33 protein-coding genes and 1 pseudogene are annotated in these 20,377 nt (G+C 40.7%); 31 read left to right on the top strand and 3 right to left on the bottom strand.

The window, feature by feature from the left end; translation table 11 throughout:
* Positions 1–2: 2 nt before the first annotated feature.
* The 7 genes and pseudogenes from AC1M85_RS07490 to AC1M85_RS07460 all read left to right on the top strand — a co-directional run bounded on the left by AC1M85_RS07490 (position 3) and on the right by AC1M85_RS07460 (position 3,015).
* Positions 3–260 carry a hypothetical protein gene (locus AC1M85_RS07490; RefSeq protein WP_179998049.1) on the top strand — a complete coding sequence of 86 codons (258 nt, stop codon included), beginning with the start codon at positions 3–5 and terminating at the stop codon, positions 258–260.
* Entirely contained in the window at positions 257–553 is a 297-nt protein-coding gene (locus AC1M85_RS07485) for a hypothetical protein (protein WP_179998048.1), read from the top strand. Before AC1M85_RS07490 ends, AC1M85_RS07485 begins: the two co-directional genes overlap by 4 nt.
* Positions 550–889: pseudogene (locus AC1M85_RS07480) on the top strand (hypothetical protein). Before AC1M85_RS07485 ends, AC1M85_RS07480 begins: the two are co-directional and overlap by 4 nt.
* The gene (locus AC1M85_RS07475; protein WP_488212816.1) at positions 886–1,842 is read left to right on the top strand and encodes a helix-turn-helix domain-containing protein; all 957 of its coding nucleotides are present in this window, start codon (positions 886–888) and stop codon (positions 1,840–1,842) included. Before AC1M85_RS07480 ends, AC1M85_RS07475 begins: the two are co-directional and overlap by 4 nt.
* Positions 1,839–2,099, top strand: a complete 261-nt coding sequence (locus AC1M85_RS07470; protein ID WP_481589983.1) for a hypothetical protein — start codon at positions 1,839–1,841, stop codon at positions 2,097–2,099. The genes AC1M85_RS07475 and AC1M85_RS07470 overlap by 4 nt, the downstream gene beginning before the upstream one ends.
* Positions 2,096–2,497: a DUF559 domain-containing protein gene (locus AC1M85_RS07465; protein ID WP_488212815.1), complete on the top strand. Its 402-nt coding sequence runs from the start codon at positions 2,096–2,098 to the stop codon at positions 2,495–2,497. The genes AC1M85_RS07470 and AC1M85_RS07465 overlap by 4 nt, the downstream gene beginning before the upstream one ends.
* 2 nt (positions 2,498–2,499) lie before the next feature.
* Entirely contained in the window at positions 2,500–3,015 is a 516-nt protein-coding gene (locus AC1M85_RS07460) for a hypothetical protein (protein WP_488212814.1), read from the top strand.
* A gap of 32 nt (positions 3,016–3,047) precedes the next feature.
* Here AC1M85_RS07460 and AC1M85_RS07455 read toward each other — a convergent pair whose 3' ends face one another.
* The 3 genes from AC1M85_RS07455 to xseA are packed head-to-tail and all read right to left on the bottom strand — an operon-like array spanning position 3,048 to position 5,182.
* Complete coding sequence (locus tag AC1M85_RS07455; RefSeq protein WP_488212813.1) at positions 3,048–3,731, bottom strand: hypothetical protein; 684 nt, start codon at positions 3,729–3,731, stop codon at positions 3,048–3,050.
* A 1-nt stretch (position 3,732) separates the two neighbouring features.
* Positions 3,733–3,927, bottom strand: a complete 195-nt coding sequence (xseB, locus tag AC1M85_RS07450) for an exodeoxyribonuclease VII small subunit (protein WP_488212812.1) — start codon at positions 3,925–3,927, stop codon at positions 3,733–3,735.
* Entirely contained in the window at positions 3,920–5,182 is a 1,263-nt protein-coding gene (gene xseA / locus AC1M85_RS07445; RefSeq protein WP_488212811.1) for an exodeoxyribonuclease VII large subunit, read from the bottom strand. Before xseA ends, xseB begins: the two co-directional genes overlap by 8 nt.
* Before the next feature lie 122 nt (positions 5,183–5,304).
* Here xseA and AC1M85_RS07440 point away from each other — a divergent pair, with 122 nt between their 5' ends.
* From AC1M85_RS07440 to AC1M85_RS07325, 24 genes are all read left to right on the top strand, one after another.
* Positions 5,305–5,589: a hypothetical protein gene (locus AC1M85_RS07440; RefSeq protein ID WP_488212810.1), complete on the top strand. Its 285-nt coding sequence runs from the start codon at positions 5,305–5,307 to the stop codon at positions 5,587–5,589.
* Positions 5,590–5,690: 101 nt separating this feature from the next.
* Positions 5,691–5,927 carry a hypothetical protein gene (locus AC1M85_RS07435; protein WP_004646432.1) on the top strand — a complete coding sequence of 79 codons (237 nt, stop codon included), beginning with the start codon at positions 5,691–5,693 and terminating at the stop codon, positions 5,925–5,927.
* A 197-nt stretch (positions 5,928–6,124) separates the two neighbouring features.
* Positions 6,125–6,355 (top strand): hypothetical protein, encoded by a 231-nt coding sequence (locus AC1M85_RS07430; RefSeq protein ID WP_179998039.1) that lies wholly within the window; start codon positions 6,125–6,127, stop codon positions 6,353–6,355.
* Positions 6,356–6,861: 506 nt separating this feature from the next.
* Positions 6,862–7,032: a hypothetical protein gene (locus AC1M85_RS07425; RefSeq protein WP_488212809.1), complete on the top strand. Its 171-nt coding sequence runs from the start codon at positions 6,862–6,864 to the stop codon at positions 7,030–7,032.
* On the top strand, positions 7,029–7,676 hold the full coding sequence (locus AC1M85_RS07420; protein ID WP_488212808.1) for a putative metallopeptidase: 648 nt from the start codon (positions 7,029–7,031) through the stop codon (positions 7,674–7,676). The genes AC1M85_RS07425 and AC1M85_RS07420 overlap by 4 nt, the downstream gene beginning before the upstream one ends.
* Before the next feature lie 46 nt (positions 7,677–7,722).
* On the top strand, positions 7,723–8,205 hold the full coding sequence (locus AC1M85_RS07415; RefSeq protein WP_163170152.1) for a DUF2280 domain-containing protein: 483 nt from the start codon (positions 7,723–7,725) through the stop codon (positions 8,203–8,205).
* A complete protein-coding gene (gene terL / locus AC1M85_RS07410) occupies positions 8,183–9,709 on the top strand; it encodes a phage terminase large subunit (RefSeq protein WP_488212807.1) in 1,527 nt (508 codons plus the stop codon). Before AC1M85_RS07415 ends, terL begins: the two co-directional genes overlap by 23 nt.
* Positions 9,710–9,717: 8 nt before the next feature.
* Positions 9,718–11,076 (top strand): DUF1073 domain-containing protein, encoded by a 1,359-nt coding sequence (locus AC1M85_RS07405; protein ID WP_488212806.1) that lies wholly within the window; start codon positions 9,718–9,720, stop codon positions 11,074–11,076.
* Complete coding sequence (locus AC1M85_RS07400) at positions 11,051–11,860, top strand: phage head morphogenesis protein (RefSeq protein ID WP_488212805.1); 810 nt, start codon at positions 11,051–11,053, stop codon at positions 11,858–11,860. Before AC1M85_RS07405 ends, AC1M85_RS07400 begins: the two co-directional genes overlap by 26 nt.
* Before the next feature lie 47 nt (positions 11,861–11,907).
* Positions 11,908–12,204 carry a hypothetical protein gene (locus AC1M85_RS07395; RefSeq protein WP_488212804.1) on the top strand — a complete coding sequence of 99 codons (297 nt, stop codon included), beginning with the start codon at positions 11,908–11,910 and terminating at the stop codon, positions 12,202–12,204.
* Between the two features lie 169 nt (positions 12,205–12,373).
* A complete protein-coding gene (locus tag AC1M85_RS07390) occupies positions 12,374–12,565 on the top strand; it encodes a hypothetical protein (protein ID WP_488212803.1) in 192 nt (63 codons plus the stop codon).
* A gap of 118 nt (positions 12,566–12,683) precedes the next feature.
* Positions 12,684–13,448, top strand: a complete 765-nt coding sequence (locus AC1M85_RS07385; RefSeq protein WP_488212802.1) for a hypothetical protein — start codon at positions 12,684–12,686, stop codon at positions 13,446–13,448.
* A gap of 56 nt (positions 13,449–13,504) precedes the next feature.
* A complete protein-coding gene (locus tag AC1M85_RS07380) occupies positions 13,505–14,689 on the top strand; it encodes a DUF2213 domain-containing protein (protein ID WP_488212801.1) in 1,185 nt (394 codons plus the stop codon).
* 14 nt (positions 14,690–14,703) lie between these two features.
* A complete protein-coding gene (locus AC1M85_RS07375; protein ID WP_488212800.1) occupies positions 14,704–15,174 on the top strand; it encodes a structural cement protein Gp24 in 471 nt (156 codons plus the stop codon).
* A gap of 6 nt (positions 15,175–15,180) precedes the next feature.
* Entirely contained in the window at positions 15,181–16,176 is a 996-nt protein-coding gene (locus AC1M85_RS07370; RefSeq protein WP_488212799.1) for a DUF2184 domain-containing protein, read from the top strand.
* A gap of 13 nt (positions 16,177–16,189) precedes the next feature.
* Positions 16,190–16,576 carry a hypothetical protein gene (locus AC1M85_RS07365; protein WP_488212798.1) on the top strand — a complete coding sequence of 129 codons (387 nt, stop codon included), beginning with the start codon at positions 16,190–16,192 and terminating at the stop codon, positions 16,574–16,576.
* A gap of 8 nt (positions 16,577–16,584) precedes the next feature.
* On the top strand, positions 16,585–16,968 hold the full coding sequence (locus AC1M85_RS07360) for a DUF4054 domain-containing protein (RefSeq protein WP_481590999.1): 384 nt from the start codon (positions 16,585–16,587) through the stop codon (positions 16,966–16,968).
* A 9-nt stretch (positions 16,969–16,977) separates the two neighbouring features.
* A complete protein-coding gene (locus tag AC1M85_RS07355) occupies positions 16,978–17,166 on the top strand; it encodes a hypothetical protein (protein ID WP_481589996.1) in 189 nt (62 codons plus the stop codon).
* Positions 17,167–17,173: 7 nt separating this feature from the next.
* Positions 17,174–17,656: a hypothetical protein gene (locus AC1M85_RS07350; RefSeq protein WP_488212797.1), complete on the top strand. Its 483-nt coding sequence runs from the start codon at positions 17,174–17,176 to the stop codon at positions 17,654–17,656.
* Positions 17,649–18,089 (top strand): hypothetical protein, encoded by a 441-nt coding sequence (locus AC1M85_RS07345; RefSeq protein ID WP_488212796.1) that lies wholly within the window; start codon positions 17,649–17,651, stop codon positions 18,087–18,089. The genes AC1M85_RS07350 and AC1M85_RS07345 overlap by 8 nt, the downstream gene beginning before the upstream one ends.
* Before the next feature lie 60 nt (positions 18,090–18,149).
* The gene (locus AC1M85_RS07340; protein WP_488212795.1) at positions 18,150–18,911 is read left to right on the top strand and encodes a hypothetical protein; all 762 of its coding nucleotides are present in this window, start codon (positions 18,150–18,152) and stop codon (positions 18,909–18,911) included.
* Positions 18,912–18,917: 6 nt separating this feature from the next.
* Entirely contained in the window at positions 18,918–19,238 is a 321-nt protein-coding gene (locus tag AC1M85_RS07335; RefSeq protein ID WP_481588146.1) for a hypothetical protein, read from the top strand.
* Positions 19,239–19,264: 26 nt separating this feature from the next.
* Entirely contained in the window at positions 19,265–19,501 is a 237-nt protein-coding gene (locus AC1M85_RS07330; RefSeq protein WP_488213861.1) for a hypothetical protein, read from the top strand.
* A 73-nt stretch (positions 19,502–19,574) separates the two neighbouring features.
* Entirely contained in the window at positions 19,575–20,342 is a 768-nt protein-coding gene (locus AC1M85_RS07325) for a hypothetical protein (RefSeq protein WP_488212794.1), read from the top strand.
* Positions 20,343–20,377 lie beyond the last annotated feature (35 nt).

Here is a 20,377-nt window from a genome sequence, read left to right as displayed (position 1 = left end):
GAATGAAAACAAATCTATCACAAGACCTTATTCAAAACAATCCAAACACAGACTTCTTGACTGGTGATGTCGTGGTGTACATGAACCATATCAAAACTGATGACCTCATGGTGGTTGAGGCATTTCAACCTGCAGAATATTACTGGTTAGAAGGTGGCCAACTTGTACACCGCGCGGATATCCGACTGGCAACACCAGCAGAGCTCAAATTAAAACGCCGTTTAACAGATGCTGAAATGGCATTAGCGGAGGTTTCATGAATACTCAATTTCAAAAGCAACCTGACTATAAACAGCAACAAGGTGTGCAGTCATTCTATGAGCCGACACTGCAGTTGTTAAATGAAGTTTATCTAGTTAAACAAACGAACCTCAAGCTACGTGGCTATAGCGAAAACAATGCTGCAGTGACGAAAGAAGAACTCGCTCAAAAGATGGCATACCGATTTCGTATAACGATGTGGTTAGCACATAAAGTTATCTCAAGCTTAATTAAAGCAGATCAAGTAATGGCATTTGGCAGTTATGTGAAGCCAAAGGATGGTGATGAATGAGCAAGAAACTTAAAACCACCTTTATCGCTCAAGAAAGAATTATTAATTTACTAGATCCCGTTCGGATCTATACCGCTTTAGAGCTTGCAGCAATGCCTTTATCAAAAATGAATGCTGCAATTGAGGCACAAGAGAAATTTTATCTCCTCGAGCACATAACCAAAATGGGGGGGGCAAGCCATAGCTCTACGCCATCAAATGCAGAATGGCGCTCAACTCATTCAAGTCAAAGAAAAATCAAGAATTCGCTACAAAATCAACAACGATTTTATAGAACCTCGGATTGTCCGTCAGCTGGAAGTGCGCGGCCTTGTAAAATTGGGAGTTAAGCCATGAGCTTGGATGCAAGTGTATGGGCATGGAAAGTTGAAATGCCCACCAAAAAAGGCGGAGCTTTAAAACCCCTTAAAAAATTAGTATTGCTCTCACTGGCTGATCGTGCCAGTGAAGATCATTGTGCTTATCCAAGCATGAGCAGATTGGTAGAAGATACGGAAATGGACCGTAAAACTGTACTTAAAATCATCGATGAGCTAATCGAAGATGGATTGATTATTGACACCGGTGAACGCAAAGGTAGAACTAAACAAGTTAAAGTCTATCAATTGGTCGGAGTAAATGGTCGCGAAACAGTACCAATAACGGCACCCTTACAAGATCAAAATGAAGAGGTAAAGAGTCCCAACAGTGGAACAGTTCCAACAATGGAACAGTCCCAACAATTCCATGAAAGAGTCCCAACAATTCCGTTAAAGGGTCCCAACGTTGGGACACGGAATCTTTTAAAGAATCTATCAATAGAATCTAAAAATAAAAAATCTTGGTTTTGCTTTAAAAAACTTCGTGAAGAAATTTTCTTGGCCGATGACCGAATCGATTTTGAATCCATCGTGAATTCAAAATGGGCTGAACGAGAAAAACGAGCATTTGAAATCTACAACGCTGATAAACCAATGAGCGATGCTCTAATGATTTATCACTTCGCTGATTGGCTGATCAACGCCTACAAAACCAAATACTCTGAAAAACCAAGTTCAGGCACTTCTAGAAATTCGAGTTCACTGAAAACCAATTCAATAGGACTCACCGAAAAACAAATTCAAACCTTCGCTCAAAAACTTGCTCATCATCCTGAATTTGCTGGCAAGTTCAGTGAACCAGGAGAATCATACGACAAATTAGCAGCACGTATCGCCGTGAAGCTAGAGAATCCAGCACAAGCAAAAAAATGGGAGTCGTATCTCAAGCAAGTTGGATTCAATGGGCATCTCCCAGAGGTTGCAGCATGACTGAAGCTGAACGGACGTATACCAATCTAATGATATTTAAAACCTTGGCATCAACGCCTGGAAGAGTATCTGTGAAACAGATTCATCAAGCGATAGAACCAAACATGGGAATCTCAATACGCAGCTTACAGCGCTATTTGAACGGTCTTGCATCGTGGGGTTTGGTGGCTAAAGACGGAGAAACCCCACAAGGTTTTAGCCTCACAGATCATGCCAAACAGTTATTTGCTGAGTTGGCCAATGGATCAACTGAATGACAAGTTACTCACTGGCTGAATACCACAAGATGCTAGGAATCGAAAAACCGAAAAAGGGGCGTAAGCGTCCCACGGTTAAAGCAGCACGTGAAAGTGTAGGTGAGTCCACTTTGGCCATGCAATTGCGAGCGGTGAAAATTCAGTTTGAGCAGGAATTTCGGTTCCATCCCAAACGCAAATGGAAAGCTGATTTTTTCCTAATCGGCAAGAAAATATTGATTGAAGTCGAAGGCGGTATATGGAGCGGTGGACGCCATACCAGAGGCAAAGGTTATATCGACGATATGGAAAAATACAACGCAGCAACAATGATGGGTTACCAGGTAATACGTTTTAGTACAGAGCAAGTGAAATCAGGTTTAGCAATACAACAAATTGAGAAGATGGTAGGGGAATAGTCATGGTTGTAGCAGAGCCAACGAAACAACATATTTTACAAACAATAGATTGGTCACGTTTTGATTTAGAAGGATGGTTACACCAATTCGGCGCATGGATGAATTCAGTTAGTGGTACATGTAGCCAAAGTATTAATCCGATTGCAGTGGCCATGGATCATGCCACTAAGAAAAGAAAACAGAAAAAACTGACCGATTTTCAGGAATCAAAAATCATTGTTGATTTCCTGACTGGTGATTATCAATTACCAAAATTAAAGCAGACAAAAATTGTGTGTCAGATTGATGATAATGAAGCACGCGCCGTACAGCGTTTAATATTAGATATGCAGGGACAATCTGAAGTTTTAGATGATTGGATGGAAGCAATCATTGATCGTTATTTTTATGGGAATTCTTGGTCTGAAATGGTACGTGAAAATCGTACTCAAGCAGATTCAAGAATGGATGTTAAGTGCGGTTTAGCTGCTTTGCATAGTCGGTATGGGTTTGTTGGATATAAAAAAAGCACCAAATAAGGTGCTTTATTAACCGTTATTGAAGTATTCATTTATTTAAATTTATTTGGGACATTTAAAAATTGACTATAGTTTTCAGGGAGGTAAGTGATTACTTCAAGTCTATCTAAGTTAATTCCATAACATTTATAGTTGCCACAAAGAATAGGTTTGACTCTGAATTGTTCGTTATTTTGTTTGATATAACCAGTAGTGTATTCACAAATTTCAGATGTCTTAATCTTATCAACAGTAGAAATAATATCTTTTTTACCTTTATTATAGAATGTAAAAATGAGAAATAGACTAAAAATAAATATAAAGAAATAGATAGTAGTGGTAAACCAAAATGAATTAACCATTTTGACAAACTTAGAGTAAATAATCGGTTTATGAAATTCAAAACTAGATAATAGTGCATCAACTCTGAATTTTTCATTTTCTTTTTCTGAAGGGTGAATCGCCAAAACATGTAATAAAAATGCTATGGCTAAATACAATATAGAAAATGCAATTAATAATACTAGTTTATTTAAATTATCTAAAAACGTAGTAGATAGATTTAAATAACCAAAAAATGAAACCTCAAAATAATTCATTCCTAAGGATGAGATGTCTATTCCCAACGGTTCACTTATTCCTGAAAAATAAGCAATTTGGCAACCATAAATGAGTGCTGGTAAATAAATAAGGAAAAAAGATATTCTTTTTAAGAAGCTTTCAAGTGAATTATGCATTTCAATCCTTAAATGTCTCATTCAAAGCTTGTTGAACGGCGTCTACACGTGATTTACAGGCTTTATATGCTGACATCGATTCTTCAACAATTTTCATCAAATTATCAATATCTGGTTCATCTTGAGACTCAAGGAGCTCGGCGTTCTTTTTGAGAATTTCATAGCCTTCTTTAAACGTTAATTCTTTCTTAATCATTGCTAGATACCTGAGTCACATTGGCATTGATAATACCATCCTGTAATTCTACTTGGATGCTATCACCTGATATTTGTTGAATAGAACGTATGGCTTTGCCTTGGCTACGGACGATACCAAAACCTTTGGCCATAACATTTTTGGGATTCTGAAGTAATGTTTCGCGTATGAGAGATTCAACTTGCTGAGAAGCCAGCTTAACCTGTTGCTGTGCTAAATATTGAGTGGTGTCTTTAATTAAGTCTAAATTTCGATTAGTTAAACTAATTTGATTATTCGCCAGTGTCTTGATTGACTTTATGTATTGATCATTCTGGCTTTGATACGCCGTGATCTGATGCTGAGATAACAACTTAATAGTTTGTAGAGAATCAGATACATCTTGGACACGCTCTACAATCAAATTACGTATACCTCCAATGACCTTACTGGGTGTATCAAAAGATCGATGTGCAATTTCATCTAAAATCGTTCGGTCTTTTTCATGGCCAATACCGACCCAGATAGGGACGGAACGCTTACAAAGCAGAGCTGCCAAATCAAAATCATTTAAATATGCTAAATCATTTACAGATCCACCACCGCGAATAAGAACGATGAGATCAGGGGCAACTTCATGATCTTTGACCCATTGCTTAAGGGCAGTTATTAAAGAATCTCGGATACTTGTTGGAGCTGTATTGCCTTGGAAAGTTGCACTGTGATAAACGAAATGGCAGACACCGGCTTTGTCTAATGCGTCAGCATCCTTTTTGAAATCGCCTAAACCTGCAGCATTTTCAGGTGCAATGACCAGGACATTTTTAATATCAAACGGCGTAGGTAGCTGTTTATTTTTATCTGCAAGACCTTCGGTTTGTAATTTTTCTAATGTCTGCTGATAGCGCCGTGCTATATCACCTAACGTAAAGCTTGAATCAATATCTTCTACATTAACTGAGAAACCATATTGAGGGTCAAACTTGGCTTTAACTTTTATCAGAACATTAAGATCTCGAGATAACTCTATACCACTTTCACGTTCGAACTTTAGAACCATCTTTTGAGCAGAAGACTTCCAAATTGTCGCTTTACAACTGGCGATTACTTTGTCTGAACCTTCCTCTTTTTCAGCCAGCTCAAGATAATAATGTCCGCTTTTAATATTTAAATTTCTTATCTCTGCTTTGACCCAAACAGGTTCATCAAAGGTGACCCGTATAACTTCTTGAACAGTGGATAAATATTCACTTAAGGTTAGCTTGTAATCAGACATCATTGAGCAGCGAGATGAGGTTACTAAAAATACTAACGAACATACTGTTCAAAAACAATGATGAATGTTTGACCTTGCACAAGGGTTATGGCATATTTCAGCTATAGTGACCGAAGTGTACGTTGATACATGAAGTTAATTTAAAAGCTCGCCAAATGGTGGGCTTTTTTATCCAAAGATCACTTAGGTCTGTGGTATGTCTGGGTGGTTCAAATCCACTAATCGCATTTGGTTTAGTCGCCTTTGTTTCGGCTTATTTGTTGTCTTGGTTTACGAATTTTACAACTGTTTCATTTGCTCAAAAGGAGGTTGCTATGGAAAAACAATCGCTTATACCTATTTTGATGTTTTTTAATGGTGTGGCGACTAATTTGTTTAGTGCGCAGCTTGGTGTAGGACAGACCTAAGTGATTTTTTTGAGAAGCTCATCGAAAGATGGGCTTTTTTTGACATTGTTTGTTCATGAAAATAAGCGATAATGCCTTTTTGTTTTTGAGCTCTAATTGAAATGGCGATTTTAACTGTTAAAAAACTAGAAGATACTCTCGGTAAATTAGTGGCTGAAGGCGAAAAGCCTGAAAAGATTTTATTAGGCTATAAAGCGTATGGCGAGCTAATGAATGATCGTAGCTTTTTTGAGGAAGTGGCTGGCTCGGCAATGGATCCAAACAAACGAAAATATAAAAATATTAAAATTAAAGTCACTCAAGACGAATACCAGTTTAACGTGAAATGTCAAAAATAGGTTTAAGCATCAAGGAAAGCTCGCCAAATGGTGGGCTTTTTTGTTATCAATATTTCTTTTTTTTGGTGATAAAGTTACGAAATATAGTGTTTTAAACGTTTGTTTGTTCTGAAAGCTTTAATAACAGGCAGTTGTCATTGTTTGTACTTTTAAATAAGGCATAATGGGCTTCTTAAATTTAGAGCTAATTTTTATTTATGGTAGATGTAAACCAGTTAAACAATATTTTTAAAGAAACATTAGCGAATAATAAAAAACCTGAAAGAATATTGATAGGCTACAAGCTATATGCAGAGTTAATGAAAGATAGAAGGTTTTTTGAAGAGGTGGTGGGATCCGCTATGAATCCTAGTAAGCGTACTTATCAAAATATTAAAATTAAGGTTACTCAAGATGATAGACAGCTTGAATTAAAATCTTCAGGTTAATGAATTCTTCTAATATAATATTGTAACTTATTGCTAATGCTACGCTTTTAGAAATTGAATATTATTTATGCACAGGACCTAACCTGTTCTTCAATTTTACCTCCTCACTCAGGAGGTATTTTTTTGCCATTTAAATTATTAACATAATTAATCGTTCATTGAATTAGCAAGTTAAAGCGATAAATAAATTCCCTTACATTAACTTTATTTTTCAAGTTTAAAGGGGTGTTAATGTGATCTTGGGTTGTAACCGTAAGCAATACGGAAGTGTTCAAGTTGAAATACGGAATTGAGTTTTCCTTTCAATAAACCTGGATGTTTAACATCTAACTTGAATTTCTAACGCATGCATGTATTTGCACCATGCCAACCTAAAGGGCTCGCAGGTAAGAGCAAGCCCTTTTTGAAGTACTTGCCGAACTTATTACGGCACTAAACCTCACTAACGTAATTGTTAGTGGGGTTTCTTTTGTTTGAAATATTGTATTAACGCGGTAGGGACTTATATGACAGATCGTGTGCAAGCTAAACAAGATTTACAGTTCTGTTGTGCGAAGCTGGCGAAATATCAAAACCTCAGTCGCTCAGGTCTTAAGCGTCATCAAATGATTGCGATTGATGAAATCATGATTGAGCTTAAGGAGCGCATCCGAAACTTACGGAACGTACTGCAATGAGCAATGAAGTCGGACACGCTATACCAGTTCGACCATACCCACCAAAAGAAATATTCGATTTGGATACACCTAACTTTATGCCGGCACCAGAACTATGGGCATGGATTAAAGCTGTATTCCTAAATGAACATTCTGAAGTGTTTAACCCTGATCATATTCACCTAGACTCATTTTACTGGCCACAGATCGCCGTGATGTGGGCAAACGGCGGATTTATCAAACAGGGGCGCTTTGTCGTTGGTCAAGCTGAGAAAGTCATGATCAATGTGGGTGGATGGAAGAAAGCACGCCAAGAGGAACAATTTGAACAATGGTTTGGTCAAGTTCCTGAATATCTCATTACGGTTGATGCCAAATTTGCCCAAGTGGCGAATGATATTGCCTTTTGTGCACTGGTTGAGCATGAGCTTTACCACATTGCACATAAGCGTGATGAATGGGGTAATCCACAATTTAACCGTGAAACAGGTTTACCAAAGCTTGAGATCAAAGGGCATGACGTGGAGGAATTCACTGGTGTGGTACGCCGTTATGGTGCAAGCGAAGAAGTTCAAACCATGATTGATGCAGCGAAACAGCGACCTGAAATTTCAAGAGCCGATATTTACCATGCGTGTGGTACTTGCCTTCTGAAGGTCGTTTAAATTTTTTTGTCCATTAAGTTGGACGAAGTTGGACGGATAAAGAGCAATGGCAACGCTAAATCAAAAGCACAAACTCTTTATCGTGCGTAGCTTAGCGCAGTGGAATACACCTACTGAAACTGTTGAGCTTGTCCAACAAGAGTTTGGCATCACTATTTCACGTCAGCAGTGTGAGGCATACGATCCGACCAAACGGACAGGGCAAAACCTCAGTAAGGTACTGGCTGACGAATTTTATAAAACCCGGGAGCAGTTCCGTAAAAACACTGATGAAATGCCTTTGGCGAATCTCGCCGTGCGCTTACGTCATTATGAGAATTTGCTGAATAACCCACAGAACAAACGCAATCCGATTTTACAGCTGACCATTCTTAAACAGGTGGCTGAAGACGTCGGTGGCAAGTACACCAATAAAACAGAATTGACTGGCGCAGGTGGTGGACCATTACAAAGCGAAAATGTTACCTACGTGGATGCTAGCCCTGAATTAGTGAAGCAGGTGTTAGATGAACTCGAAAGTAAATACTAGACCGCTTGAGATAAAGATCGAACGTGAGAAATGCGAACGTGAACATTTGTTTTTCACACGCCGTTTTTTCATGCCTCGTATGGGGTTTAAGTTCTCAGTCAATTGGCACCATGAATATATTGCATGGGCAATTGATGAAGTCATTGAGGGAAACATTGAAAATTTAGTCATTAACGTTCCACCTGGTTCGGGTAAGACTGAATTACTGACCAATTTGATCGCACGTGGTATCGCACGTAATCAGCGTTCACGATTTTTATATTTGTCATTCTCGCAGTCACTTGTAGAGGATGTGTCATCCACGGCGCGAAACATCGTGAAATCGGTCGATTTTCAGGGCTTATGGCCTGTGAAGATCTCGACCAGTACCGATGCTAAGGCAAGTTGGAAAACGACTGTAGATGGATATGAAGCGGGACATGTTTATTCAGCTTCGATGGGTGGTCAAGTTACGGGCCGCCGTGCAGGTACTTTGGCAGATGCTGGATTTACCGGTGCGATTATCCTGGACGATCCGCTCAAGCCTGAAGATGCATTTAGTAAGACGGCACGTAACAAGGCAAATCGTAAGATTCTGAACACAGTCAACTCACGTAAAGCCAAATCATCCACACCAATTATTCTGATCATGCAGCGTTTACACGTTGAGGATCCGACTAACTTTGTGATGACTGGCAACGTGCCAGGGAAATGGCATCAGATCTCGATACCGGCACTGATTGATGATGCTTACATCAATACCTTGCCTGAGCATATACGCCGTAAAGTGCCACGTGATGTCGAGCGTGATGAGAAAGGACGTCAGAGTTATTGGCCACTGAAAGAGTCGTTACAGTCATTACTACAGTTAGAGAAGGGCGGTCAGGATAAAGACGGCGCTACAGTGTCGCGTTATACGTTCAGCAGTCAGTACCAGCAAGAGCCTAAAAAGCTTGGTGGTGATCTTGTTAAGGCTGAATGGTTCGATCGGTACCATGAGTTACCAGTACTCAAGTGGCGTGCGATATGGGCAGATACGGCGCAAAAAACCAAAGAGCATAACGACTATTCAGTGTTCTTATGTGCAGGGCTTGGTTATGACAATCGCCTGTACATCATTGACGTGCGCCGTGGCAAATGGGAAGCACCTGAGCTGATTAAGGAAGCCAAGGCTTTCATCAATAAGCATAAGGAAAGCAATACCAAGATCGGCAAGCTTCGATACATGGCCATCGAGGATAAAGCATCTGGAACAATGCTGATTCAAAACATTTCGCGTGAAACCACATTACCGATTAAAGCGATTCAGCGTGATACAGACAAGCTGACTCGTACTATGGATGTGGTGTTCTATGTTGAAGATCGCCGTGTTGTTCTACCTGTGAGTGCGCCGTGGTTATTGAATTATGTTGAAGAAATCGAGGGTCTTAAAGCCGACTTCACACATGAGCATGATGACCAATGGGACCCGACCATCGATGCGATTAATGACTCACTTGCGAAAAAGCCGACTGTATTTGATTAGAGGTATTTATGGCTAAAGATAAAAAGTCTGATACAGGCGGTAAAATTAAAACGCTTGTAGCTGACGCAGTAAAACAGGCAATCAATGCCATTGGCGATGCGGGTGCATATACAAACTTGGTATCGAATATTGGTACCGAGCGTGACAAAGCTACAGGTGGTAAGTTCGTCCGTAAAGACATTGACGATGATCAACTTGAAGCGGTGTATCAGAATTGGCTTGCACGCCGTATTGTCAATCGTCCTGCATCTGACATGCTTCGTGCTGGATGGTTCTATGAAGGCATTCAAGGTGATGATTTAAAACGCCTTGAAGAAGCGTGTAAGGCGTTTCACTTAGAGCATGTGCTTTTATCGGGCTTAATCCTTTCTCGCCTCTACGGCGTTGTGTATATCCTGCTTGGAACAGCTGACGGTGCTGCCTTAGATCAACCTTTAGATATTTCTAAACTTGGTCAAGGTCGTTTGGAATTCTTTACGGTCATCAAGAAGAAATATATCACGGCGGATAAAAACAGTTATTTACCGCCGTCGGCATGCTGTGGATTGCTAAAACAGCCTGAATTTTACGAAATGAAAATGGGGAATGAAGCGAAAAAGCGCATTCACCATACTCGTCTAATTCGTATTGCTCATGCTGATGTGGTAAATGAAGAGCCTCAAAGCATTCTTCAAGAAGTCTATGAGGATCTACTTGACCATGCCAGCGTGAAGCGTGGATCTGCTAGCCTTATTCATGAATCAAAGATTGATGTCATTCAAACGCCGAACTTGGTCGATAAGATTAGAGAAGATATGAAAGGCGTCATGGAACGTTTCATGTCTGTGGGGCTGATGAAAAGCTTAAACGGCATGCTGGTCCTTGATGCCGAAGAAAAGTACGAATCAAAAACGTATAGTTTCGGCGGCTTGCCTGACATGATGCGTGAATTTTCAGTTCAGACGGCAGGCGCGGCAGATATCCCTTATACGATTCTGTTTGGCCAATCACCTGCAGGCATGAATGCCACTGGTGAGCATGACACTCGTAATTATTATGACTCGATTGCTACTAAGCAGGAATGGGACCTCAAGCCGATCTTGATGAAGTTTCTCGCCGTGATCTGTCAGTCTACGTTTGGACGCCAATTTCCTGAACTAAATGTCGTGTTTAATCCACTTTGGCAATTAGATGCGAAAGTCCGTGCAGAGGTGGAAAAAGCCAATGCTGAGCGTGATGAGAAGTATCTCAATATGGGCATCATTACTGAACCGCAGATTGCTCGTCAGCTTAATATCGACGGCGTTTATTCAGTAATTGATGAAAAACACATCAAATTGCTGGAAACCATGGTGACGCCAAATGACGACGATCATACAGATCCTTAAACCTCAGCTTCAGCAGATCAAGAAACGCAAGAAAGGTCGCAAGGCTAAACCTAAGGCCGTCAAGGTCAATCGCCGTGTTGAGCTGTTCTATACACGTCAGCTGATGGAAATATCCAAGTATTGCCAGGAACAAACTAAGGATTTCGTTTTACCCACAGTAGGTCAGAACATTGGTGATAGCTGGGTGACGGATCTATTCACGGCGTTACGTGAAAAGATGGTGAAGTACACCATGGAAGTGTCGGTATCTTTGGCTACTAAGGTGGTCATGGATACCAGTAAAGAAGTGGATAAGCAGATTGCCAGTCATACCAAGACCATTCTTGGTGTGGACCTTACGCCGTTTTTCCGTGGCGCTGATATTCAGGATGAAATCGATAATCAGATTGCTGCAAACGTATCTTTGATTAAATCGATTCCAAGTCAATATACTGATAAGCTTGAAGCATTGGTGATGAATGCCTTGCAGACAGGGCAAACTAATCAGGAACTGGCTCAGGAAATAAAAAAACTCGGTCATAGCACAGACAATCGTGCACGACTGATTGCAGCCGATCAGATGGGTAAGATCAACGGCGCTATCAATAAGAAGCGTCAGACGTCTTTAGGTGTAACGACTTACGATTATTTAACATCAAAGGATGAAAAGGTTCGTCCGTTATGCCGAAGCCATCATGGTAAAACCTTTCGATGGGATGCACCGCCAAAGGGAGGTCATCCTGGTCAAAAGATTGGATGTCGATGCACGGCGTTGCCGAATTATGAGGATATTTTGATCGACTGATTTAATAGGTTGGTTTAAAGTACCTTTCGATATGCAGGGGATTACAGATGCAACAATACCAAAAACTAGATATTTTGTTGGATGTAAAAAATAGAGCAAATGAATGGATTGGAAAGTATCTTTCTATGGATGTGGTTGATCCCCACTTTCAGCCTTTATTTGATGTTTTTAAAGAATCAAACTTCGATATCGAGTTGCTATTGAATATGGATTCAATTGAAATTCTACAAGTGACTAAAAATTGTTGTGAAGGGATTGGTTTAAGTAAATTTGATAAAGATTGTGCTTTAGAGTGTTGGGCAGCAGATGCTTCGGTAATGATGAATTCGCTTAAAGATCAATAGTAAAGTCACTTGTTGTTTTATCTTATTTAACCCACTTCGGTGGGTTTTTTATTGCCCACAGAAAGGTGATGTCATGCGTAAAAAGAAATTTTTCAATTATGAGGATATCCTGATTGATTAAATTTTATAACTTTCATAAAGTTGATTCTCATTAGATAGGAATTTTCTTATGCAAGTTGAAATTATTAATCACGATCATTTAGCAATGGATGCGGACTTGGAAGTTGTACCTCGAATTGGTGAAATATTTAATGGTACGACTGAAAACGGCGACGAAGTTTCAGGTACCGTGCGTGATGTTGAACATAGTTATAATGCTGCTCGAGGTGGCCACTCAATTCGAGTGTACTTAATACCATAAACTTGGCATTTAGCCCACTTTCGTGGGCTAAAATAGTATGAAAAACTATTAAGGAAGTTGCTTAAAGTTATGGATATACTGTTTAAATAATTTATAGACTTTTATACTCAAAATATTTATGAAAACACTTGTTTTATTGTGCATATTCGGCATTAGTGGAAGTGCATTTGGAAATACAGCAGATATTGATCTTCTAGAAAAAAATCTCACTGCAGCAAATTCTCAAGTTGAAATTTTAAAAGCCCAACTTGAATTAATTAAGGGGTATCAGGATAAATTTTTATCTACAGTTTATTGGTCATTAGGTGGTGTAATTACCCTAGCAATTCTATTGATAGGTACTAATTGGTTCATAAACCATAAAAATCATGAAAAAGAAGCAGAGCTTTTAAAAGAAAATATCAAAAATCAGATTGATAGTTTAACTAGTAAATTGAATTTAAAATTTGATGACTTAAAAGATGAATTAGTTTCTGAAAATCAAAAAAGCTTGAAAATAATAAGTCCTTCAATCAAAGAAGAGATTTTTTCTAAAATACAAGCTGATGAACGATCTAAAAAAACTGAAATTTCAAAAATAAAAAAAATGATTTTAACGCTTGAGTATGATTATTGGATAAGAAGAGAAGTTTATGTGAATGCTTTACGGACTCAAATTAACTTACTCAAATCACCAATTGTTTTACGTTCAGATTTTACAATCAATGAAAGTTTAGAAAAAATAGAAAAAACATTAGATTTGATTAAATCGAAGGGTAAAAACTCATGTCTAAGTACAGGGATAGTGACTGAATTGACATCAGCTTTTAAGGATTACGAGGAAAATTATTATATGTCTATAAATAAACTGAAAGGAATTTTAAGTAGTTTGATTGAAAAATAATTTAACTCTAACTTCTACAAAACCACCGAAAGGTGGTTTTTTTATGGGTGCAATTCATGAAACTTATTTACCAACTCAAAATTGGTGACTTTGCACCAAGCGAAAGTACACGCTCATTTACTCAAGAAGGGTATTTGAAATGCGTCAATGTACGTTTGGCCAAAGCACCTCAAGTCCGTCAGTACTACGCTTATGAATTTCCAAATCTGGAAGGCTATTCAGCGGATCAGGTCATCAATGTCTATGTGGCAGCTGATGATCTATTCAAACCTGAAGTCATTAAGTCATTCGACGGCGTAGATACAACGGACTACCACCCACCTAAAAATGAAATCAATGCTTCCAACTGGAAGGAATACCACATTGGTGAATGCTTCAATGTGCGCCAAGAAGGTGATTTCTTGGTCGGTGATCTGATCATTAAAGATCAAAACAGTATCGGTTTAATCCAAAACAATGAGCGCGTTGAGATCTCATTAGGCTATGCGGCTGATCTTGTCCTTGAACAAGGCACGGCGCCAGATGGTACGCCGTATCAAGCCAAATTTATCAATTTTAAAGGCAATCACGTGGCGCTGGTGAAATACGGTCGCTGTGGCGGTGATTGTCGCGTCGGTGACCATAAACCAAACCCAAAGGGGAAGAAGATGGAAATTAAAGTAAACGGTATTCGCTTTGAGATTGGTGACAACCAAGCGCTAGCCGATGCTGTAAAGCAACAAGAAGACCAGCTTGAAAACTTAAAAGCAGCAAAACTCAAAGTCGGTGATAAACAATTTGCCATCGGTGACGAATTGCCAGCTGTACAAGCAGTGGTTGACACCTTGCAGACTGAAAATGCAGAACTGAAGCAAAAAGTCGGTGATCTTGAGAAAAACCAAATGACACCTGAAAAACTTGATCAGGTCGTGGCTGAACGTGCGTCAGTGGTTGCGGACGCCATTGCCTTGGTACCAGGTATCAAAACTGAAGGCTGTTCATGTGATCAAATCAAACGTGATGTGATTGCAGCCAAAGCAGGTGACACATTGGTGACCGCTGTACTGGGTGGAGTCGCCGTCGGTGATGCTAAACCTGAGCAGATCGACACGGTGTTCCGTGCACTGTCAGCAGTGAAATCGACCACACCAGGCAATGCAGTCGGTGATGCATTACATCAACAGCAACAACAGCAAAACAACAATCAGGACCCTAAAGAAAATAAGGGTTATGACAAGTCTGCTGCATACAAAACAATTTAAGGGGAACTTGAATCATGGTTCAGCAATTAAATGCGGTGGTCGGTCAGCGTGGCCGTTTAACTGCCAAAGAAGTTGTACTGTCATTACCGCTTTCAGGTCTGACTTTAGTTAATGACGGTGACGTAGTTGTCCGCACGACTGATGGCAAATCAGTAACGGCTGTGTCAGGTGCTACACCTACACGTTTTGGTGTGGTGGTACGCCACGGCGTTGGTAAGACAGGCAAAACGGCGGCTGGTAAAGAAGCCTATAAAGCAGCTGATATGTTGCCCGTGATGTTTGAAGGTGCAATTTGGGTCAAGCCTACAGCGCCAATCACGGATATTACTGCTGCGGTTTATGTAAAAACTGCAAACGGTACCACAGCAGCGCCGTTGGGTTCTTTGTCGAGCTCAGCAACTGACGGAACAATATTACCAGGTGCAGCATGGGAAACCGTGACAGGTGCCGATGGTTTAGCCCTTCTTAATCTTCGTGGAGCTTAATAACACATGAGCAAATTAGCAAAAATGAAAGCGCGTTTAACGCCGATTTCACATGCCATTCAGGAACAAGTTGGCGATGCGTTCAACATGGATGCATTGGCACAGCTCTTCGTAAAGATCGAAGAACAAAACGAAATTACACCACAGCTGGCACAGGTCCTTGACTATGCCAAGTTCATCCCAGTGACCAATGTAAATGCGGTTTATGGTGGTGGTGAAATTCTGTCTCGTAAAAAAGGCGTGGGTATCGGCGAAGACTATGCTGGTACAGGTGATGATATTCCGCTTGCAGAAGTTGAATACGATACTGTAAGCCTACCTGTGAAGGTGGGTGTGATTGGCTACCAATATTCAGTGGTTGAATTGGCGACCGCACAGCAAATAAACCTCACGCTTGAAGCGGATAAAGTTCAGGCTGCAAATTTGGCAGCTGAAAAGCACATGTCGAATGTGGCTTGGTATGGTTACACCAAAGCCAATGCGAGTGGTCAACTTGAACAGGTGAATGGCTTCTTAAACCAAACAGGCGTCACTATTGTGACAGGGCAGCATGATTGGTCTACGGCGACCATTGAAGAGGTTTTATCCGACTTCAATAATTCGCTGGCTGATTCAGCAGATTTATTTGATGGAGATGCGTCTATTGAGCCTGATACATATTTAATGGCATCAACGCAATATTCCCACCTCTCAACACGTGTAGTACCAAACTCAGGTGGTAAAACATTCCTGAAGTACATTGAAGAAAACAACATCTTCACCACTCAGGGTAAGACATTAACGATTCGAGGTTCTGGTCGTGGTAATGGCAAAGGTACCGCTGGTGCTGACCGTTCGATCATCTATCGCCGTGATCCATCATGTATTCAATTCAAAGGTAACAGCGTTGAGTTCCTGACGGCGCAACCGAAAGGACTGGATGTACTTGTACCTGGTCACTACAAATACCAGGGCGTTTGGTTGAAGCGTGTTGATTCACTTCGTTACCTTGATCATGCATAAGGATTAAAATCTCATGGCTAAATATTCATACACATACAGCGGCTCTAATGCCGCTTTTGTTTTTGCAGGCCTGGTGACTTTACCTAAAGGTATCGCCGTAGTAGTTGAAGCCAATCACCACAAAGCACTTCAAAAAAATAAGTTTGCTAAGCATTTGATTGATGCTGCTGAGCTAAGCATTGAAGAAATTACAGAAGTTGGTGATTCAAAACCTGCTTCAGGTCGTGGTAAAGGCGCTCAATCAGGTAAAACTGATGAAGGTAAAGGCAAGGATGAATCCAAAACTCCTGAGCTCACGATTGATGATGTGCGTAAAGCACTGACTGATCTTGAAATCACCTTTGCTGAAGATGAAACCCTTGAGCAGCTGCAAGAAAAACTTGCTCAAGCCACTGAATAAGGTGAACTATGGACCCACAAGCTTTTAAATTAAAGTTTAAGTACGACACAACATTATTAAATACTTCTGATGCTGAAATTGCCGATGCATTAGAAGAAGCTGATCTTGTTGTAACGGCGCTTGAATTTGGTGATCTGAAAGAACGTGCTGTGGGTCTATATGCAGCACATATTCTCAGAGTTGCACACAAATCAAAGTCTGGTAACAGCTTTTCAGATGCATCAAGTATGACTATTGCAGGTCAGAGTGTGAGCTTTTCACGTTCGGGTACCGATGCATTTTATAACCAAAGCATTTATGGCCAGCGTTACCTGGCATTAAAAAATTCAATTCCAGTTGGCAATGATGGTACTAATCCCAATCGTATTGGTGTTGGTGCTTTCGTTGTTTAGGAGCAAGGCATGTCATTTAAGTATCAAGCGCCTGAAAACTTTAAAGCGACTTCGCTTGAAATTGCAGGCACCACATACAAGGTTGAAAAAGGTGTGATTGAGTCGGATACCGATATTGCACACATTCTGGCACCGCATGGTTTTAAACGTGCGGTTGAAACCAAAGCAGAACCTAAAAAGGAAACTGCTGCAAAGTAGGTGATGTATGAGTGATTACCGTGTTGATGCTGATGTTGATTTTAACGAGGTCAATGAACGTGTACGTGCTGAAATACGGCGCACGGTAAATGCACTCACACTTAAACTTCAGCGAACTATTCAGGAAGATATGCTGACAGGTCAGCGTCTGAATGTGCAGTCTGGACGTTTAAGAGGATCCGTTTCATCCAAGGTGGAAGAGGATAAAGACTGGATCGAGGGTACAGTCGGAGCTGGTGGTGCCTTGGTACCGTATGCCTTTGCTCATGAATTTGGGCTTAAAGGTGCAATGGCCATTAAGGCACATCTTCGGATGATCAAGAAAGTCTTTGGTCAGCCGATCACACCACGTCAAATCATGATCAAAGGCCATTCGCGTAAAGCAGATTTTCGAGAACGCCGTTTTATGCGTGATTCATTGGATGACGTGGCGAAGATCGTGCCGAAGAATATTGATGCTGCAATTGAAAGGGGATTGAGCAGTGAATAGTGAAGTCATTTACCAGGCATTGTTTAATCGCTTGTCAGGCATCGAGGGGATTAAAACCACCAGTCGGCGCTTAAAGCATTTCAATCACGTTGCACCTGATGACCGTCCTGCCTTATTCGTGACGCAAGGCAATCAAACTGAAGCACCAGTGAAAGGCTTGGATGCCAAGGTTGAACTTGAAGCGGAAGTGTACGTTTACATTCATGAATCAGATCCAACTATACCGCCGTCTGTACAGTTGAATCAGATGATTGATCAAGTGCGTGCCAAGCTTGCACCTGATCATCCTGACATCTGCGAATACCAAACCTTAGGGGGACTGGTCGAGCATTGCTGGATTGAGGGTACGATCGAAGTTTTTGAAGCAGTTGAAAATATGCTTGATGACCAAGGGATTGCCATCATTCCGATACGGATCCTCACCACTACCTAAAGCAATTCATAAATAACATGACCGCCAATACGGTGGTTTTCTCATTTTTAAGAGGTCGATATGGCTCAATATTTATTTGGTGCCGGTAAAATCTTTGCCACACCATTACAGGATGTGCATGGTAACCCAATCACCAACGGCACACCCGTTGAAGTGGGCGTACTGCAGTCAACGTCAGTTGATATCAGTTATGACTTAAAAGAACTCTATGGCCGTGGTCAGTTCGCCGTGGATGCCGCACGCGGTAAAGGTTCGATTAAGTGTAAAGCGACAATGGGTCGTATCAACGGCGCATTGTTGAATTCAATTTTCTTTGGTGGCGTGGTCACTGAAGGTGGTATTACTGCAGTCGCACAAACCATCAATGGTGAAGTCGTTGCAGCATCCGTAACACCAGTCGTTCCGAACAGCGGTACATTCTTAAAAGATTTAGGCGTGACTGATGCCAAAGCTATTCCATTAAAGCGTGTGGCGAGTGCACCGGTTGCAGGTCAATACAGTGTGGATGAAGCGACAGGCGTTTATACCTTTGCAGCAGCTGATGTGGGTAAAACGGTATTTATCAGCTTTAAATACACAGCGACGGTGGCAGGTGCCAAATCAGGTGTCGTAAGCAACTTGGATATGGGTTATACGCCTGAATTCAGTGTTGATCTGATGCGTGACTACAAGGGTAAATTCTTTGGTATTGAATTCTTCCGCTGTGTCAGCAATAAGCTTGCGTTCAGTTCAAAACAGGATGATTACGATCTACCTGAGTTTGAATTCCAGCCAATGGCCGATGATTTAGGTCGTGTCTTCAAATGGACTACTTCGGAGTAATACCAAATGCAATTTAACCAGGTCGAAAACCCACGTGGTAATCCGCTTAAAATTAATGGCCAGATTTGGATTTTTGCGCCGTTATCCTTGGGTGCTGCTGAAAAGCTGATGCCAAAGCTTAAAACCTTTGATCCAAGTGACTTTGCTTTAGTGGCAGATGTAGCACATAGCTCTTTAAAGCGTAACTATCCTGACATTACCCGCGAATTTATTGCTGATGAACTACTTGATGTTGGTCACGTGAACGCCGTATTTGAAACGGTCATGGGGGCTTCTGGTCTGGTTTATACAGGTGAGGACGAGCAGGCCACTGATTCGGGGGAATAGACTGGGAGGAGCTGTACACGCATTTGGTGCTTACATTGGGCAAGGATTACGACTATGTGCGTAATGAATTGGATTTTCCAAGAGTCAAAGCATTGAATGCGTATCACAAGCAGTGTCCTCCCAGCCATGTTGGTATTCAACGTCTGTGTAGGATCCTTGAAGCATTTATGGGGATTGAAGACAGTACCGGTTCAGAAGATACTCAAAGCGATGATGAAGATGATTTGTTTGCGGATCTGCAGAACTTTCCTCAGGGTGGCTAAGGCTGCCCAGATTGATTAAAGTTTTTGAGTTGGTTAAAGTTCGCGGGAACTTTATAACAACTTGGATATAACCATGAAAAAAGTAATTGGATTGGGTCTATTAACTTTGGCATTGACTGCTTGCGGTGGTGGCGGGGGTAATTCATCTTCTTCTAATAATGAGGGAGATAAAACACCTGTAGCTAATGCTGAAATCACTGGTGTTTACACCGGCAAGACCAATCAAGCGCAGAATGTTATTGGGTTGGTTGATAAAAATAATAAATTCTGGTTTTTATATACACCACCTTATTCTAACGGAATTACTGGTTTCATGACTGGTGACTTAGCTGTTTCTGGTAATACAGTCAAAGCAAGCAAAGGGAAAGATTTTTATTTTGGTGGCAGTGCAGTGTACGACACTTCTATTAATGGTACTTTTGAATCTAAAAAGAGCCTAAATGGAACGATCACTTATACGCCTTCAAATCAGGTTACATTTGACACTTTATATGATGCTGAATTAAATAACTCGGTATCCAATCTCACGACAATCGCAGGATCTTATGTAGGTCAATCGGCGATAGTTGAAGGTATTGAAGAAGCAACCTTAACAATTTCAAATACGGGTGTGATTTCAGGTAAGGGACAAAGTGGCTGTACGTTCACGGGGAAAATAGCAGTTGAAGAAAATGCACCTTACTACAATGTTGATTTAGTTTTTGGTTATTCACCTTGCCTCTTAGCGGGACAGTCCATAAAGGGTGTGGTTTATTATGATTCATCAATTAAATCACTTTATGCAGTAGCAGAAAATAGCAATAGACAGAACGCAGTACTGTACTTAGGAACAAAACAGTAACTCCCATAGTTTTGAAACTTACTTAAAGAAGCACC

Source organism: Acinetobacter sp. 24-47-64 (assembly GCF_057737055.1).
The sequence above is the reverse complement of the archived record's forward strand: the minus strand, read 5'-3'. Positions and strand labels throughout refer to the sequence as shown.